Origin of the sequence: Streptomyces smaragdinus (assembly GCF_009604385.1) — a bacterium.
GTDB classification, from domain to species: Bacteria; Actinomycetota; Actinomycetes; order Streptomycetales; family Streptomycetaceae; genus Streptomyces; species Streptomyces smaragdinus.
Genome location: NZ_WEGJ01000030.1, coordinates 1 through 15,678 on the forward strand (window position 1 = coordinate 1; position 15,678 = coordinate 15,678).

15 protein-coding genes and 1 tRNA gene are annotated in these 15,678 nt (G+C 72.2%); 8 read left to right on the forward strand and 8 right to left on the reverse strand.

Features of this window, described 5'->3' with window-relative positions; genetic code table 11:
* The 6 genes from SRB5_RS26855 to SRB5_RS26880 form a co-directional block, all read right to left on the reverse strand.
* The coding region (locus SRB5_RS26855; RefSeq protein WP_194293040.1) for a P1 family peptidase at positions 1–627 on the reverse strand (627 nt) is incomplete at its 3' end.
* Between the two features lie 31 nt (positions 628–658).
* Positions 659–847 (reverse strand): hypothetical protein, encoded by a 189-nt coding sequence (locus tag SRB5_RS26860; RefSeq protein WP_194293041.1) that lies wholly within the window; start codon positions 845–847, stop codon positions 659–661.
* 192 nt (positions 848–1,039) lie between these two features.
* Positions 1,040–1,900 (reverse strand): S-methyl-5'-thioadenosine phosphorylase, encoded by an 861-nt coding sequence (locus tag SRB5_RS26865; RefSeq protein ID WP_153456030.1) that lies wholly within the window; start codon positions 1,898–1,900, stop codon positions 1,040–1,042.
* A gap of 63 nt (positions 1,901–1,963) precedes the next feature.
* The gene (locus SRB5_RS26870) at positions 1,964–2,308 is read right to left on the reverse strand and encodes an FmdB family zinc ribbon protein (protein WP_323378521.1); all 345 of its coding nucleotides are present in this window, start codon (positions 2,306–2,308) and stop codon (positions 1,964–1,966) included.
* A gap of 74 nt (positions 2,309–2,382) precedes the next feature.
* Positions 2,383–3,663: an MFS transporter gene (locus tag SRB5_RS26875; RefSeq protein ID WP_323378522.1), complete on the reverse strand. Its 1,281-nt coding sequence runs from the start codon at positions 3,661–3,663 to the stop codon at positions 2,383–2,385.
* Between the two features lie 152 nt (positions 3,664–3,815).
* The gene (locus tag SRB5_RS26880; RefSeq protein ID WP_228390473.1) at positions 3,816–5,360 is read right to left on the reverse strand and encodes a potassium/proton antiporter; all 1,545 of its coding nucleotides are present in this window, start codon (positions 5,358–5,360) and stop codon (positions 3,816–3,818) included.
* A 137-nt stretch (positions 5,361–5,497) separates the two neighbouring features.
* Here SRB5_RS26880 and SRB5_RS26885 point away from each other — a divergent pair, with 137 nt between their 5' ends.
* Positions 5,498–8,227 carry a penicillin acylase family protein gene (locus tag SRB5_RS26885; protein WP_153456031.1) on the forward strand — a complete coding sequence of 910 codons (2,730 nt, stop codon included), beginning with the start codon at positions 5,498–5,500 and terminating at the stop codon, positions 8,225–8,227.
* Here the strand turns inward: SRB5_RS26885 and SRB5_RS26890 are convergent.
* A complete protein-coding gene (locus SRB5_RS26890; RefSeq protein ID WP_407703984.1) occupies positions 8,224–8,847 on the reverse strand; it encodes a 5-formyltetrahydrofolate cyclo-ligase in 624 nt (207 codons plus the stop codon). The two genes, SRB5_RS26885 and SRB5_RS26890, sit on opposite strands and share 4 nt — an antisense overlap.
* Before the next feature lie 141 nt (positions 8,848–8,988).
* On the opposite strand from SRB5_RS26890, the gene galU reads away from it, so the two are divergent.
* From galU to SRB5_RS26925, 7 genes are all read left to right on the forward strand, one after another.
* Positions 8,989–9,897: a UTP--glucose-1-phosphate uridylyltransferase GalU gene (galU, locus tag SRB5_RS26895; RefSeq protein WP_153456032.1), complete on the forward strand. Its 909-nt coding sequence runs from the start codon at positions 8,989–8,991 to the stop codon at positions 9,895–9,897.
* 8 nt (positions 9,898–9,905) lie between these two features.
* On the forward strand, positions 9,906–11,234 hold the full coding sequence (glp, locus tag SRB5_RS26900; protein ID WP_153456082.1) for a molybdotransferase-like divisome protein Glp: 1,329 nt from the start codon (positions 9,906–9,908) through the stop codon (positions 11,232–11,234).
* A 69-nt stretch (positions 11,235–11,303) separates the two neighbouring features.
* Positions 11,304–11,810: a cyclic pyranopterin monophosphate synthase MoaC gene (moaC, locus tag SRB5_RS26905; protein ID WP_153456033.1), complete on the forward strand. Its 507-nt coding sequence runs from the start codon at positions 11,304–11,306 to the stop codon at positions 11,808–11,810.
* Positions 11,807–12,310, forward strand: a complete 504-nt coding sequence (locus SRB5_RS26910) for a MogA/MoaB family molybdenum cofactor biosynthesis protein (protein WP_153456034.1) — start codon at positions 11,807–11,809, stop codon at positions 12,308–12,310. Before moaC ends, SRB5_RS26910 begins: the two co-directional genes overlap by 4 nt.
* A gap of 14 nt (positions 12,311–12,324) precedes the next feature.
* On the forward strand, positions 12,325–12,945 hold the full coding sequence (locus tag SRB5_RS26915) for a GNAT family N-acetyltransferase (RefSeq protein WP_323378523.1): 621 nt from the start codon (positions 12,325–12,327) through the stop codon (positions 12,943–12,945).
* Between the two features lie 140 nt (positions 12,946–13,085).
* Positions 13,086–14,105 (forward strand): divisome protein SepX/GlpR, encoded by a 1,020-nt coding sequence (gene sepX / locus SRB5_RS26920; RefSeq protein WP_323378524.1) that lies wholly within the window; start codon positions 13,086–13,088, stop codon positions 14,103–14,105.
* A gap of 76 nt (positions 14,106–14,181) precedes the next feature.
* A tRNA-Ala gene (locus SRB5_RS26925) sits at positions 14,182–14,255 on the forward strand.
* 59 nt (positions 14,256–14,314) lie between these two features.
* Here SRB5_RS26925 and SRB5_RS35975 read toward each other — a convergent pair.
* Positions 14,315–15,583: a hypothetical protein gene (locus SRB5_RS35975; RefSeq protein ID WP_194293042.1), complete on the reverse strand. Its 1,269-nt coding sequence runs from the start codon at positions 15,581–15,583 to the stop codon at positions 14,315–14,317.
* Between the last annotated feature and the right edge of the window lie 95 nt (positions 15,584–15,678).

Below are 15,678 nucleotides of genomic sequence, written 5' to 3' on the forward strand. Positions count from 1 at the left end.
CCCCAACGCCCCCTCCCCGAACACCGCCCCGTACAACACCCCGCTCCCCGGATCCACCACCGACCCCGCGGCGTTCACCGCCGCGATCGCCCCCACCGTGTGCCCCGACGCCAGCCGCACGCTCGCCGTCCCCACGCCCCCCTTCAGCCCGCCCGCGACAGCTCCCGCCCCCGCGCCCACGTTCCCTTCAGTCGGCCGCACACCCGCTCGCGCCGCATCCGCCGCCTCGTACCCGAGGTCCGCCCCCGGCCGCGCCCGCCAGTCACCGCCGCGCCCCAGGTCGAACAGCGCCGCACCCGGCACCACCGGCACCACCTGCCCCGGCTCCGGCCCCACCCGGAACCCACGCCCCCGTTCCTCCAGCCACCGCACCACACCCCCCACCGCGTCCAGCCCGAACGCACTGCCCCCGGTGAGCACCACACCCTCGACCGCCTGCACCAGATTCCGCGGATCCAGCGCATCCGTCTCCCGCGTCCCGGGCCCCCCGCCCCGCACATCGACCCCCGCGACGGCCCCACCCGCCGGCGCCAGCACCACCGTGACCCCGCTCAACCACCCCCCGCCGATCCGCTGCGCCTGCCCGACCGAGATCCCCCGCACGTCCGTGATCGCATCGCTGCCCATACCCGCACGCTACGCCGCCCCTCACCGCGGCTCACGGCCCCGCGGCGGCCCCGGAGACCCCGGTCGAGCCGGGGGAGTCACCGGAAGGCGACCCGACCATCGCCAACACCGCCGACAGCACAGCCAGCCCCACGGCCAGCCCCCGGCGCCGCCCCGACCCGGCCACCACCCGCCGCAGCCGATACCGCCCACCCACCCGCACCGGCGCGAACGCAGGCACCCCACCCGCAGAACCAGCCACGACCTTCACCGCCCAACCCCTCGAAGCCGACTGACACCCACCACCATGCACGAGACCCCGGCGTCGCCGCCGGGGCCTGTGAATTACTCACCGGTTGTGGAAAAGCCGACCACCCTGCCGAGGCCAAGCCGCGCCGCAGAGGCCGGACCACCCCGCGGCGGGTCGAACCCCCTACGGCAGCTCAACCCCCGGATCCCACCCATCCAGCGCATCCACACACGCACAGCTCCGCTCCCCCGTCTCCGGCAGCCGCGACACCGCGTCGAACAGCACCCCCCGCAGCCGGTCCACGTTCTTCGCGAACTCCGCCAGGACCTCCTTGTGCGAGACCCCCTCACCGGCCTCCGCACCCGCGTCCAGATCCGTGACCAGCGCCATCGACGTGTAACAGAGCTCCAGCTCCCGCGCCAGCAGCGCCTCCGGATGCCCGGTCATCCCGACCACGGCCCACCCCTGCGCCGCATGCCACACCGACTCGGCGCGCGTCGAGAACCGCGGCCCCTCGATGACGACCATCGCCCCGCCGTCCACCGCCTCCCAGTCCTGCCCCCGGGCGGCGGCCAGCGCGGCGGCCCGCCCGGTGGCGCAGTACGGGTCGGCGAACGACACGTGCACCACGTTCGGCGTCCGCCCGTCGGGCAGGGGCTCGCCGTCGTAGAACGTCTGGACCCGCGACTTCGTCCGGTCCACCAGCTGATCCGGTACGAGCAGTGTCCCCGGCCCGTACTCCTGCCGCAGTCCGCCGACCGCGCACGGACCGATCACCTGGCGCACCCCGAGGGAGCGCAGCGCCCAGAGGTTGGCGCGGTAGTTGATGCGGTGCGGGGGGAGGTGGTGATCGCGGCCGTGCCGGGGCAGGAACGCGACTCGCCGGCCGGCGATCTCGCCGACGAAGAGGGAGTCGCTGGGGTCGCCGTACGGGGTCTGCACGGCGACCTCGGTCACGTCCTCCAGAAAGGAGTAGAAACCGGATCCGCCGATCACGCCGATATCAGCCTGGGAAGCCGAGGGGAACGCCTGGGGCTCTGTCATGCCCCCACAGTAAACAAACGGCCCCGACCGCCAGAGGCGACCGGGGCCGGAAGAACGCGCGTCTCAGGCGGCGGAGCTGGAGGAGCTCGACGACGACTTCGACGCGGAGGACGACGACTTGTCCGACGAGGACGAGGAGGGCGCGGAGGGCGAAGACGACGAGGAAGTGGAGGACGACTTGTCCGAAGAGGAAGACGACGACTTCGCCGGAACCGACGACGAGCTGCTCCCGCCCCGGCTGTCCGTCCGGTAGAACCCGGACCCCTTGAAGACGACCCCGACCGCCGAGAACACCTTCCGCAGCTTCCCGCCGCAGGCAGGGCACTCCGTCAGTGCGTCATCGGTGAACTTCTGCACCGCTTCGAGGCCCTCGCCGCACTCGGTGCACTGGTACTGGTAGGTCGGCACGTTTGCTTCCTCCGGGCTGGCACTCTCACCTGTGGAGTGCTAACGACGATCCATCTTGCAGTATTCCGGGCCCATCAGTCCACTGGGAGCCGTTCCCGGTGACCGACACCACGCGCCGCGACCACGTTCCGTGACCCCTCGGCGGGCGTCAGCCGCGATCGCAGCGACAGCAGCGTGACGGCCGCCAGCCCCGTACCGGCGAGCGGCACCAGGAACCCCAGCGTCGAGCCGCCCGCGTCCGTCAGCCGCCCCGCGGCGCTCGCCGCGGCGGCCTGCCCCAGTGCGACGGATCCCGTGAGCCAGGTGAACGCCTCCGTCCGGGACGTCCCGGGGACGAGCGCGTCGACCAGCGTGAAGCCGGTGATGATCGCCGGCGCGATGAACACACCGACCACCAGCCCCAGCGCCCCCAGCAGCGGCGCGGACGACACCGCCCACAGCCCGGCGCACGCCACGACGAGCAGCGGATACCCGACGAGCAGCCGCACCCGCGGCGCGGCCGTCCAGTGGATCATCCCGAAGACGATCCCGGCGAGCATGTTGCCGGCCGCGAAGACCCCGTACAGCACACCGTTGATCCCGGGGTTGCCGATCTCCTCCGCGAACGCCGTCAGGCTGACCTGCATCCCGCCGAACACCGACCCGATGCCCAGGAAGACCACCGCCAGCACCCGCACCCCGGGCACCCGCAGCGCCGACGGATGCTTCACGTGCTCCCCCGGCGGCGCGATCGGCGGGGCGGTGCGGCGGGCGGCGGCGAACAGCAGCCCGCCGACGAGGGTGAGGCCCGCCTCCGCGAACAGTCCGGCCGACGGATGCACGCTCGCGCAGAGCGCGGCGGCGAGCACCGGACCGACGACGAACGTGAACTCGTCGGTGACCGACTCGAAGGCCGCCGCCTTGTGCTGCAACGGCGATCCGCCCGGCAGCCGCACCGCCCACCGGGCGCGCACCATCGGCCCGACCGGAGGGATCGACGCTCCGGAGACGACGGCCGCCGCCAGCAGCGCCCACACCGGCGCCCCGCCGAGCGCGAGCAGCGCCAGCACCACGACGGCGGACGTGTGGACGGCGACGACGGGCACCAGTACGCGGCTCTGCCCGAACCGGTCGCTCAGCTTGCCGTTGACGGGCGCGCACAGCGCTCCCGCGAGCCCCACGGCGGCGGCGACGAGGCCGGCGGTCCCGTAGCTGCCGGAGGTGTGCTCGACGAGGAGCACGATGCTGATGGTGAGCATCGCGAACGGCTGCCGCGCGGCAAAGCCGGGCAGTACGAACGAGAGCGCCCCGGGGGTACGCAGCAGCTGCCCGTATCCCGGACGGGCGCCGGTCTCAGAGATGACCGCGGAACCCACGGCCGGTCCTTCCTGCCGTCCGAGGACGACAGGCCCGTACGAAGGGGGCCGCCGCCGAGAGGTACCGCTCTGCGTCGGACGGGGGTGGTGCCTACAGCTGTATCGAGGTCAACAGCTCCCCAAAAGCATACGACACCGCGCAAACCCGCAGGTCAGCCCGTTCCCAGCCACCCCGCCAGCTTGCCCCCGCGGCCCACGGCGCGCAGCCGCTTCTCCGCCGCGTCCCGCACCTCGTCCGTGGCCACGACCAGCAGCTCGTCCCCGGACCGCAGCACCGTCTGCGGCGACGGCACGAAACTCGACCCGTTGCGCACGACGAGCGTGACCGCCGCCCCCCTGGGCAGCCGCAGCTCGCCGACCTCCACACCGATCATCCGGGACTTCGCCGGCACGGAGAGGGACAGCAGATGCCCGCGCAGCCGCTCGAGGGGCGCCGATTCGATCCCGAGGTCGTACGCGGCGTCCGCGTCGCCCAGATCCAGCCGCTTCGCCAGCCACGGCAGCGTCGGCCCCTGCACCAGGGTGTAGACGATCACGAGCACGAAGACGATGTTGAACATCTTCTCGTTCTCCGGCACCCCCTCCACCATCGGAATGGTGGCCAGGATGATCGGCACCGCGCCCCGCAGCCCCGCCCACGACATCAGCGCCATCTCGCGCCACGGGATCCGGAACGGGATCAGGCTGGCGAGCACCTCGGCGGGCCGCGCGACCATCGTCAGCACCAGCCCGATGATCACCGCCGGGAGGATGTCGTCGGACAGCTCGTGCGGCGTGACCAGCAGCCCGAGCAGCACGAACATGCCGATCTGGGAGATCCAGCCGAGCCCGTCCGCGAAGCCCCGGGTGGCCGTCGAGTGGGGCAGCCGGGAGTTCCCGAGCACCATCGCCGCCAGATAGACGGCGATGAAGCCGCTGCCGTGCGCCATGGCACCGGCCGCGTACGCGCCGACGGCGATCGCCATCACGGCGATCGGATAGAGGCCCGACGCGGGCAGCGCCATGTGCTGCAGCCCGTACGCGCCGATGAAGCCCACCGCGAGCCCGATGGCGGCGCCGATGGCCAGCTCCAGGGTGATCGTGCCGATCAGCTCGTACCAGGGACCCACCGTCTCGGACGTGGAGAAGGCGATGACCAGCAGCACAACAGGGGCGTCGTTGAACCCGGACTCCGCCTCGAGTGTGCCCGTGACGCGTTTGGGTAGCGGCACCTTCCGCAGCACGGAGAACACGGCGGCGGCGTCCGTCGAGGAGACGACCGCCGCGATGATCAGCGACTGCCGCCAGTCCAGCCCCACCAGGAAGTGCGCCCCGGCGGCGACCACGCCGACGCTCACCCCGACGCCGACGAGCGACAGCGAGATCGCGGCGGGCAGCACGGGCTTGATCTCGGACCACTTCGTCCCGAGACCACCCTCGGCGAGGATCACCGCCAGCGCCGTGTACCCGATGAGCTGGGTGAGCGCCGCGTCGTCGAACTCGAACCCGAAGCCGTCCTCGCCGACGATGACGCCGATGCCCATGTACAGCAGCAGCGACGGCAGACCGGTGCGCGAGGCGATACGGACGGCCGTGACGGCGACCAGGAGGATCAGCGCGGAAACGAGCAGCAGACGGTTGAGCTCTTCGACTGTCAGGGCCGGCTCCTCCCGTACGAGATCCCGTATCCGATCTTCGGCTGATCGTCCTTTGGTCAAGAATTTACCTTCTCCGCCCGAGAAGAGCCGAGTAGTCCGCAGGTCCGGAGCAGTTGCCCTACCTGGGGGACAGCGCACCTTGACGGTGCGCCTATGGTTGCTCCTGCACCTTGGTCCCAGCCCCTCGAAGGACAGCGATGCCCGGCAACGAGAACAGCTCCTCACCGAGGCAGCCCCGCGCGAAGAAGCGCACCAAGCTCATGGTGCTCGGTGTCGCGTTCCTCCTGGTGCTGGGCCTGGGCGCGGGCGCGTACTGGGCCGTGGGCCAGGTCCACGACTCGTACCCGCAGACGTCGGGTGAGCTGAAGCTGCCCGGACTGTCCCGCCCCGTCGACGTCAAGCGCGACGCCCGGGGGGTGCCGCAGCTGTACGCGTCGACCCCCGAGGACCTGTTCCGCGCGCAGGGCTTCGTGCACGCGCAGGACCGCTTCTGGGAGATGGACGTCCGCCGGCACACGACGTCCGGGACGCTGTCCGAGATGTTCGGCAAGAGTCAGTTCGACACGGACGCGTTCCTCCGCACCCTCGATTGGCGGGGGGTGGCGCAGAAGGAGTTCGACACCAAGCTGTCGGACACGACGAAGGCGTATCTGCGCGCCTACACCTCCGGGGTCAACGAGTACCTGAAGACGCACTCCGGTTCGTCGCTGTCCGTCGAGTACGCGGCGCTGGGCCTGACGAACGACTACAAGCCGGCCCTCTGGACGCCCGTCGACTCGGTGGCCTGGCTGAAGGCCATGGCCTGGGACCTGCGGGCCAACATGGAGGACGAGATCGACCGGTCGCTGATGACGACCCGGTTCACCCCCGACCAGATGGCCGACCTGTACCCGCCGTACCCGTACGAGCGCAACCGCCCGATCGTCGACGCGGGCACCGTCAAGAACGACGTCTACACGCCGAAGGGCGGCGGGGACATCGTCACGAAGGACGTCGCCACCGCCAACGCCGCGACGTCCGGCGCCGAGGTGCAGACGCAGCTGTCGGCGCTGTCGGAGAACATCTCCCGGGTGCCCGCCCTGCTCGGCCCCAGCGGCTCCGGCATCGGCTCCAACTCGTGGGTGGTGTCCGGCGCGAACACCACGACCGGGAAGCCGCTGCTGGCCAACGACCCGCATCTGGCGCCGCAGCTGCCGTCCCTCTGGTACCAGATGGGGCTGCACTGCCGGACGGTCGACGAGAAGTGCCCGTTCGACGTCAGCGGCTTCACGTTCTCCGGGCTGCCCGGTGTGGTCATCGGCCACAACCAGAGCATCTCCTGGGGCTTCACGAACCTCGGGGCGGACGTCGCCGACCTGTACCTCGAGAAGGTCGACTCCTCCGGGCGCTACGAGCTCGACGGCAAGGCCAAGGACTTCAAGACCCGCACCGAGACGCTGAAGAGCGCCGACGGCGCGAAGAAGACCATCACCGTCCGCTCGACGGAGAACGGCCCGATCGTCTCCGACCGGATGGACTCGCTGGAGGACGTCGGCAAACGCGCGCCGGTGAGCGCGTCGGCGCCGGACCGGGGCGACGGTTACGCGGTGGCGCTTCGGTGGACGGCGCTCGATCCGTCCAACACGATGGACGCCGTCTTCGAGATAGACACGGCGCAGGACTTCCAGCAGTTCCGGGCGGCGGCCGCCGACTTCGCCGTTCCCTCGCAGAACCTGATCTATGCCGACACCGCCGGAAACATCGGCTACCAGGCACCCGGACAGATCCCCGTTCGCGGCGCGAAGGCGGACGGCAGCATGCCGCTGCCGGGCTGGAACTCCGCGTACAAGTGGCAGGGGTACATCAAGCAGTCGGCGCTGCCGTGGGAGTTCAACCCCAAGCGCGGGTTCATCGTCACCGCCAACCAGGCCGTGATCGACGAGAAGGCGTACCCGTATCTGCTGACCACCGACCCCGGCTACGGGGCGCGCAGCCAGCGGATCAACAACCTGATCAAGGACAAGATCAAGGACGGCGGCAAGATCTCGCCCGCCGACATGGCGTCGATACAGATCGACAACAACAGCGAGATCGGCGCGCTGCTGACCCCGATGCTGCTGAAGATCCCCGTCAAGGACCCGTACGTGCGCGAGGCGCAGGACCTGCTGAAGGACTGGGACTACTCGCAGGACGCCGATTCGGCGGCCGCCGCGTACTTCAACGCCGTCTGGCGCAACATCCTGCTGCTGGCGTTCGGCGAGAAGATGCCGAAGGAGCTGCGGGTGGAGGGCGAGTGCCTGCGGGTGCCGACGGCCACCCAGTCCGACGCCCCGGAGACCACCGTCGTCGAGTGCGGCGACCGCGAGCCGACGGCGGCGCAGCCGGACGGCGGGGACCGGTGGTTCGAGGTCGTACGCAAGCTCGTCGACAAGCCGGACAGCAAGTGGTGGGTGACGCCGAACTCCCGCGCGCACAGCAAGGACGGCACGCAGACCCGGGACGAGCTCTTCGAGCGTGCCATGCGCGACGCCCGCTGGGAGCTGACCGCCAAGCTCGGCAAGGACATCGACACCTGGAACTGGGGCCGGCTGCACCGCCTGATGCTGAAGAACCAGACGCTCGGCACCGAGGGCCCCGGCTTCATCCAGTGGCTCCTCAACCGCGGCCCGTGGAACCTCAGCGGCGGCGAGTCCACCGTCAACGCGACCGGCTGGAACGCGGCCGGCGGGTACGACGTCAGCTGGGTGCCGTCCATGCGGATGGTCGTCGACCTCGACAATCTGGACGAGTCCCAGTGGGTGAACCTCACCGGCGCCTCCGGCCACGCCCGCGACGAGCACTACGTGGACCAGACGGACGCGTGGGCGAAGGGCGAGCTGTTCCCCTGGCCCTCCACGCCGCAGGCGGTCGAGAAGGCCGCCGAGGACAAGCTGACCCTCACCCCCTAATAGCGGTGCACCCCCGACGGCGTGACGGCCGCCCGGACCGGGCGGTCGTGGGCCTCCGCGGGGACCTCCGCCAGCACCTCCGTGTCGTACAGCAGCACGATGAGCGCCGGGGCGGCGTCGGCCGCCTCGAGCCGCGCCAGCACCCGGTCGTACGAGCCGCCGCCCCGCCCGAGCCGCCGCCCGCGCCCGTCCACGGCCAGCCCCGGCAGCAGCACGGCGTCCGCCGCCAGCACCGCGCCGGGGCCCAGCCGCTCGCCCGCCGGCTCCAGCAGCCCGCGGCCGGCGGGCACGAGGGCGTCGGGGCCCTCGTACGGCGCCCAGTCCAGATCGTTGTCCGCCATGAGCACCGGCAGCAGTACGCGCACGCCCCGCGCGCGCAGCGCGTCCAGGAGCGCGCGCGTCGCCGGCTCACGCCCCACGGACACGTACGCGGCCACCGTCCGGGCCTGTGCCAGCTCCTCGGTCTCCAGCGCCCGCCGCGCCAGCACCGCGCCCGCCGCCGCGACGTCCGCCGGACCGAGCTTCGCCCGCCCCGCCAGCAACTCCCGCCGCAGCTCCGCCTTCACGCCCGCGTCACCCATCGCCCTCACGTCTCCCGCGCTCATTACGGTCCGGAACATCCTCGCTCCCTCGCGTCAACGTGGATCACATCTCCCTGTCATCCGGTGTCCCTACAATCCACACGTGCAAAGCCGTCCGGATCCGGTCAAAGCAGTCCGGACGCTCATCTTCCCTTCATCACTACGGATATGGTGCTCGACATGACTTCATCGCGTACTCGGATCACCAAGGCCGTCATCCCGGCGGCGGGCCTGGGCACTCGGTTCCTGCCGGCCACCAAGGCGACACCCAAGGAAATGCTGCCGGTGGTCGACAAACCCGCGATCCAGTACGTCGTGGAAGAGGCCGTATCCGCCGGACTCGCCGACGTACTGATGGTCACCGGGCGCAACAAGCGGCCGCTGGAGGACCACTTCGACCGGAACTACGAGCTCGAGGAGGCCCTGCGCCGGAAGGGTGACGAGGCCCGTCTCGCGGCCGTCGAGGAGTCCACCGGCCTGGCCGACATCCACTACGTCCGCCAGGGCGACCCGCGCGGCCTGGGCCACGCCGTGCTGTGCGCCTCGGACCACGTCGGCGACCAGCCGTTCGCCGTCCTGCTGGGCGACGACCTGATCGACCCGCGCGACCCGCTGCTCGCCCGGATGACGGCCATACAGGGTGAGTGCGGCGGCAGCGTCATTGCGCTGATGGAGGTCGACCCCTCGCAGATCCATCTGTACGGCTGCGCGGCCGTCGAGCCGACCGCCGACGACGACACCGTCCGGATCACCGGACTGGTCGAGAAGCCCGACGTGGCGGACGCCCCCAGCAACTACGCGATCATCGGCCGGTACGTCCTGGACCCCGCGATCTTCGAGGTGCTGGGCAAGACGGAGCCCGGCCGGGGCAACGAGATCCAGCTGACGGACGCCCTGCAGACGCTCGTCGCCGACCCCTCGATCGGCGGACCGGTGCACGGCGTCGTCTTCCGCGGCCGGCGGTACGACACCGGTGACCGCGGGGACTACCTCCGCGCTATCGTCCGCCTCGCGTGCGAACGTGAGGACCTGGGCGAGGACTTCCGGTCCTGGCTGCGGACGTACGTGGCGGAGGAGATGACCAGTTGAGCACCACCATGGAGACGCCGGTGAGTACGGACGAGGAAGCAGCGAAGCCCGACGGAGTCTGGTCGGTCGACGAGCATCTGGCCGATATCCTCCGGCAGATCCGGCCCCTGGAGCCGCTGGAGCTGCAACTGCTCGAGGCCCAGGGGTGCGTCCTGGTGGAGGACGTGACGGTGCCGGCGGCGCTGCCGCCGTTCGACAACAGCTCGATGGACGGTTACGCCGTCCGCGTCGCCGATGTGGTGAAAGCCTCCGAGGAGTTTCCGGTCCGGCTGACGGTCATCGGCGACGTGGCGGCGGGCAGCGGCGAACTGCCCACCGTCGGCCCCGGCCAGGCGGCGCGCATCATGACCGGCGCCCCGCTGCCGCCGGGGGCGGAGGCCGTCGTCCCGGTGGAGTGGACGGACGGCGGTACGGGCGGCGGTCCGGCGACGACCATGCGGGCGCACAGCGCGGCTCCGGAGGGCGCCGGCGGGACGGTCGCCGTGCACCGTCCGGTGGAGGCGCGGCAGTACGTACGGGCGCGCGGCAGCGATGTGGCCGCCGGAGAGCTGGCGCTGGAGGCCGGGACGGTCCTCGGGCCGGCGCAGATCGCGCTCCTCGCGGCGATCGGGCGGGGCACGGTGACGGTGCGGCCGCGGCCGCGGGTGGTCGTGATGTCCACCGGCAGCGAGCTGGTGCAGCCGGGGGAGACGCTGGGCGCCGGGCAGATCCACGACTCGAACAGCTTCGCCCTGACGGCGTGCGCGAAGGACGCCGGCGCGCAGGCGTACCGCGTGGGCGCCGTGGCGGACGACGCGGAGACGCTGCGGGCGACGCTGGAGGACCAGCTGATCCGCGCGGATGCCGTGGTCACCTCGGGCGGGGTGAGCGTCGGCGCGTACGACGTGGTGAAGGAAGCGCTCACCGAGTTCGGCGGCGAGGGCGGCGGCGTCGACTTCCGCAAGCTGGCGATGCAGCCGGGCAAGCCGCAGGGCTTCGGGCGGATCGGGGAGGACCTGACGCCGCTGATCGCCCTGCCGGGCAACCCGGTGAGCTCGTACGTGTCGTTCGAACTGTTCGTCCGCCCGGTCATCCGGCGGCTGATGGGCCTCACCCCCGAGTCGCGCCCCTCCGTCCGCGCGCTGCTGGACAGCGAGGAACCGCTGTCCTCCCCGGCCGGCAAACGGCAGTTCCTCCGGGGGCGCTACGACGCGACGGCCGGTTCGGTGCGTCCTGTCGGCGGCGCGGGCTCGCATCTGGTGGCCGCCCTGGCGCAGGCGAACGCCCTCATCGTCGTCCCCGAGGACGTCACAACGGTGAACGCGCTGGCGGACGTCGAGGTCGTTCCCCTGGACTGAGCCGACGCCCTCACCGGCCATGCGGGTACGGTGGCTGCGCACGCATCGGAACCCGGGAGCCACCGCCGTATGACCGCCCAGTCCCCGCAGGACACCCCCGCCTCGCTGACGCACGTCGACGAGGCCGGGGCCGCCCGTATGGTCGACGTGTCCGCGAAGGACGTCACCAGACGCACCGCCCGCGCCACCGGCCGGGTGCTCGTCGCCCCCCGCGTCGTCGAACTGCTCCGCGGTGAGGGCGTGCCGAAGGGCGACGCCCTGGGCACCGCCCGGATCGCCGGCATCATGGGCGCCAAACGCACCCCCGACCTCATCCCGCTCTGCCATCCGCTCGCCGTCTCCGGCGTCACCGTCGACCTCACCGTCACCGGTGACGCCGTCGAGATCGCCGCCACGGTGAAGACGACGGACCGCACCGGCGTCGAGATGGAAGCCCTCACCGCCGTCACCGTCGCCGCGCTGACGGTCGTCGACATGGTGAAGGCCGTCGACAAGGGAGCCGTCATCACGGACGTACGGGTGGAGGAGAAGACCGGCGGCAAGTCCGGTGACTGGCACCGGGAGGTCACGGCATGACCTCCGCCGGACGCGCCCTCGCCGTCACCGTCTCCAACCGCGCCGCCGCCGGCGTCTACAGCGACACGGGCGGCCCGCTGCTCGTCGAGGGCCTCACCGCGATGGGCTTCACCGTCGAGGGCCCCCGCGTCGTCCCCGACGGCGAGGCGGTGGAGGAGGCGCTGCGCGCGGGCGTGGCCGAGGGCTTCGACGTCATCCTCACCACCGGCGGCACGGGCATCTCCCCGACGGACGCCACCCCCGAGATGACCGCCCGCGTCCTCGACCACCACGTCCCCGGCATCCCCGAGGCCATCCGCGCCTACGGCGTCCGAAAGGTCCCCACCGCGGCCCTCTCCCGGGGTCTGGCGGGCGTCGCCGGCCGCACCCTGATCGTCAACCTCCCCGGCTCCTCCGGCGGCGTCCGCGACGGCCTCGCGGTCCTCGCCCCCCTCCTCCCGCACGCGGTCGACCAGCTGCGCGGCGGTGACCACCCCCGCGGCCCCGGCGGTGCGAACTGAACGCCGCCTGGCCGGTGGAGCTGACGGACGGCCCGGTGCGTCTGCGTCCCATCCGGCGGCGTGACCAGAGCGCCTGGCGCGAGGTCAACCGGCGCAACCGCGACTGGCTGCGCCCCTGGGAGGCCACCGTCCCCCCGTCGCTGCCCGGCCTACCGCCGGTGCGCCGCCCCACGTTCCGGCAGATGGTCCGCCATCTGCGCCAGGAGGCGTCCGCCGGACGGATGCTGCCGTTCGTCATCGAGTACGAGGGCCGGCTCGTCGGCCAGCTCACCGTCGCCGGCATCACCTGGGGCTCGATGCGCTCCGGCCACGTCGGCTACTGGGTCGACCGGGCGATCGCCGGACGGGGCGTGATGCCGACGTCCGTGGCGCTCGCCGTCGACCACTGTTTCCGGACCGTCGGACTGCACCGCGTCGAGGTGTGCATCCGGCCGGAGAACGGGCCCAGCCGGCGCGTCGTGGAAAAGCTGGGATTCCGCGAGGAGGGCCTGCGTCCGAACTATCTGCACATCGACGGCGCCTGGCGCGACCATCTCGTCTTCGCGCTGACGGCGGAGGAGATCCCGGAGGGGCTGCTCATGCGGTGGCGCGCGAAGCAGCCGCTTCCCTCTCCGCCGCAGTCCAACCCGGAATGAAATATACGTTCGAAATTCTGGGGCATTGTGGCCCGGCTCGCGCAAAAATCACAAGAAAAGCTCGCGATATGCGCCAGATGGTGCGACACACCGAGCCAATTGGCAGATGCCGTGACTCCAACACCTCTACCGTGTAAGGCGTGAGCAGCAGCGGCCTCATCTACGCAATGATTGTGGGGGCCTGGGCCGCCTACTTGGTTCCGATGTGGCTTCGTAGGCAGGACGAGCTGAACGAGGCCCGTCCGACGGAACGCTTCAGCACCGCTCTCCGGCTGCTGACCGGACGCGGTGCGGCGGAGCGCCGTAGCGCCGAGGACGACCCCGCGACCGCCGGGCCGGCGATCGAGCCGGACGCCCGGGACTCCGTGCTGCCGCCGGACGACGCCCCGCTGCCCGCCGCCGACGCGGAGGCCGCCCCCGCCGTGCGCCGCCGCCCCGCCGCTCCGGCCCCGGGGACCGCCGAGCGCGCCGCGCGGGCGAAGGTGATGGCGCGCCGCCGTCGTACGACCACGCTCCTCTTCCTCGCCCTGACGGCCGGCGCGATCCTCGCCGCCGTCGAGGGGCTGCGCTACCTCTGGGCCGTCGCGCTGCCCGCGGGGCTGCTCACCGCGTACGTCGTCCATCTGCGCGCCGCCGAGCGCCGCCGGTTCGCGGCATCCGTCGACCAGCGCCGCGGCGCCGCGGCCGCCCAGCGGCTGCACGCGCGCCGGGCGGAGGCCCGCCCGGAGCCGGCCGCCGACGTGCCGCCCGAGACCCCCGACGTACGGCACGCGGAGACGGAGCCCGTCGCCGAGGGATCGCCGTACGAGGCGGACCGGCGGGCGCTCGTGGAGCAGACGGATCACGCGGAGTGGGTCGACGCCCAGCGCGAGCCCGACCGCGCCCGTCCGGCGGACGGCGGCTGGGACCCCGTCCCGGTGCCCCTCCCGACGTACGTCACGGCCCCGGTGGCCCCCCGCGCCACACAGGGGCTGGACCTGGAGGCCCCGGACGCCTGGAGCTCCGCCCGCTCCTCGACGGCGAGCCCGTCGTCCGCCGCCCCGCCGGCCCGCCCGCGTCCGGAGCCGGAGGCCCCCGCGGCGCCCCAGCGGCGCTCGGCGCGCACGCCGCTCTTCGACCAGTACGCGGACGGGGATCGCCGGCGCGCGGCGAACGAGTGACCGTCCCCCCTGGCCAGCGCCCCCAAAGGGATTTCACCGCAGCACGTCGGGGGTGCTAAGGTTCATCTCGTTGTGAGGGCCTGTGGCGCAGTCCGGTAGCGCACCTCGTTCGCATCGAGGGGGTCAGGGGTTCGAATCCCCTCAGGTCCACAACACGGATCCCGGCCGATCGGTTGATCGGCCGGGATCTTTTTGCGTTTATGCGGGGCTCAGAGACCGCCGGGGATCGAGGGGGCGGTCGGAGCCGTCGGCGCTGTGGCGTCCGTGGGGGCGGCGGGGAGCTCCGGGGCGGTCGGCGCCGTCGGGGCCGTCGCGTCCGTCGGTGCGGTCGGAGCCGTCGGCGCCGTGACGTCCGTGGGGAGGTCCGGTGCGGTCGGGGCTGTCGGCGCCGTTGCGTCCGTGGGGAGGTCCGGTGCGGTCGGGGCCGTCGGAGCCGTTGCGTCCGTCGGGGCGGTGGGAGCCGTCGGCGCTGTGGCGTCCGTGGGGGCGGTGGGAGCCGTCGGCGCTGTGGCGTCCGTGGGGGCGGTGGGGAGCTCCGGGGCGGTCGGCGCCGTCGGGGCGGTCGCGTCCGTGGGGAGGTCGGGTGCGGTCGGGGCCGTCGGGGCGGTCGCGTCCGTGGGGAGGTCGGGTGCGGTCGGAGCCGTCGCGTCCGTCGGGAGGTCCGGGGCCGTGGGCGCGGTCGGAGCCGTGGGCGCCGTAGGAGCCGTGGGTGCTACGGGCGCCGTCGCGTCCGACGCCCCCGTCGGGAGGCCCGGAGCCGTCGGGAGGCCCGGGACCGTCGGGAGGGTCGGGGGGCGGTTCGGGTCGTTCGGGATGTAGCGGAAGTCCGGGGTCAGGGTGCCGATCGGGGTGCCCGCCTCCGGACCGGGGCTGCCGAGGTGGTCCTGGATGAAAGCGGCCAGCTCGGGGGTCACGTAGAACGGGACCTTCTCGAGGCGGAAGCCCGTCGGGCTCGGGCGGGCACTGGCGATGACCTCCTCGTACTTCGTGTCACCGATCGGCAGCTCCTCGGAGACCGTCTCGCCGTCGATCGTGACCCCCGACGTCCAGCCCGGGCGCGGCATGACCCGGATGTACGTCGGCTTGAGGGTGATCTCCTGGCCGGAGGGGGCGTGGGTGAACGTCAGGCCGCCGGGGTAGAAGATCCGCCCCTGGGCGTCGAGGCCGTCGCCGGCCGTGGCGCCGATCGGCATGCTGAAGCCCTTGCCGTCCTCGTCCATCACGAACGGGCTGATCGCCTCGACCGTGATCTGCTGCTCCGCCAGCCACTTCTGGAACTCGTCGCTGATCGCGACGTGGGCGTCGCCCCACGGGGAGATGTACAGGTTCGGCGGGATGGGCTCGCCGGGTTGGCTGATCGTGACGGGCGTCGGGCCGGCCGGTGCGGCGGCGACAGCGGCGCCGGAGAACACCAGCGGCAGGCTGAGCGCGGCCGTGGCGGCCAGGTAGGTGATGTGGTTCCTCGCGATTGAACGCATGCTTTCCTCAGGTCCTCTTCTTCGCGTGTGCGGCATGGCCACGAACCGGGCCACTGACCCGAGACCCGGGTCGCCGCACAGCTATGCATGCACAT

Bases quoted from the DNA above. Each gene is read 5' to 3' on its own strand.
- SRB5_RS26910 (WP_153456034.1), top strand. From the start codon at position 11,807: ATGACCTCCGCCGGACGCGCCCTCGCCGTCACCGTCTCCAACCGCGCC.
- SRB5_RS26890 (WP_407703984.1), bottom strand. From the start codon at position 8,847: ATGTTCCGGACCGTAATGAGCGCGGGAGACGTGAGGGCGATGGGTGAC.
- SRB5_RS26885 (WP_153456031.1), top strand. From the start codon at position 5,498: ATGCCCGGCAACGAGAACAGCTCCTCACCGAGGCAGCCCCGCGCGAAG.
- SRB5_RS26865 (WP_153456030.1), bottom strand. From the start codon at position 1,900: ATGACAGAGCCCCAGGCGTTCCCCTCGGCTTCCCAGGCTGATATCGGC.
- galU (WP_153456032.1), top strand. From the start codon at position 8,989: ATGACTTCATCGCGTACTCGGATCACCAAGGCCGTCATCCCGGCGGCG.
- glp (WP_153456082.1), top strand. From the start codon at position 9,906: ATGGAGACGCCGGTGAGTACGGACGAGGAAGCAGCGAAGCCCGACGGA.
- moaC (WP_153456033.1), top strand. From the start codon at position 11,304: ATGACCGCCCAGTCCCCGCAGGACACCCCCGCCTCGCTGACGCACGTC.
- SRB5_RS35975 (WP_194293042.1), bottom strand. From the start codon at position 15,583: ATGCGTTCAATCGCGAGGAACCACATCACCTACCTGGCCGCCACGGCC.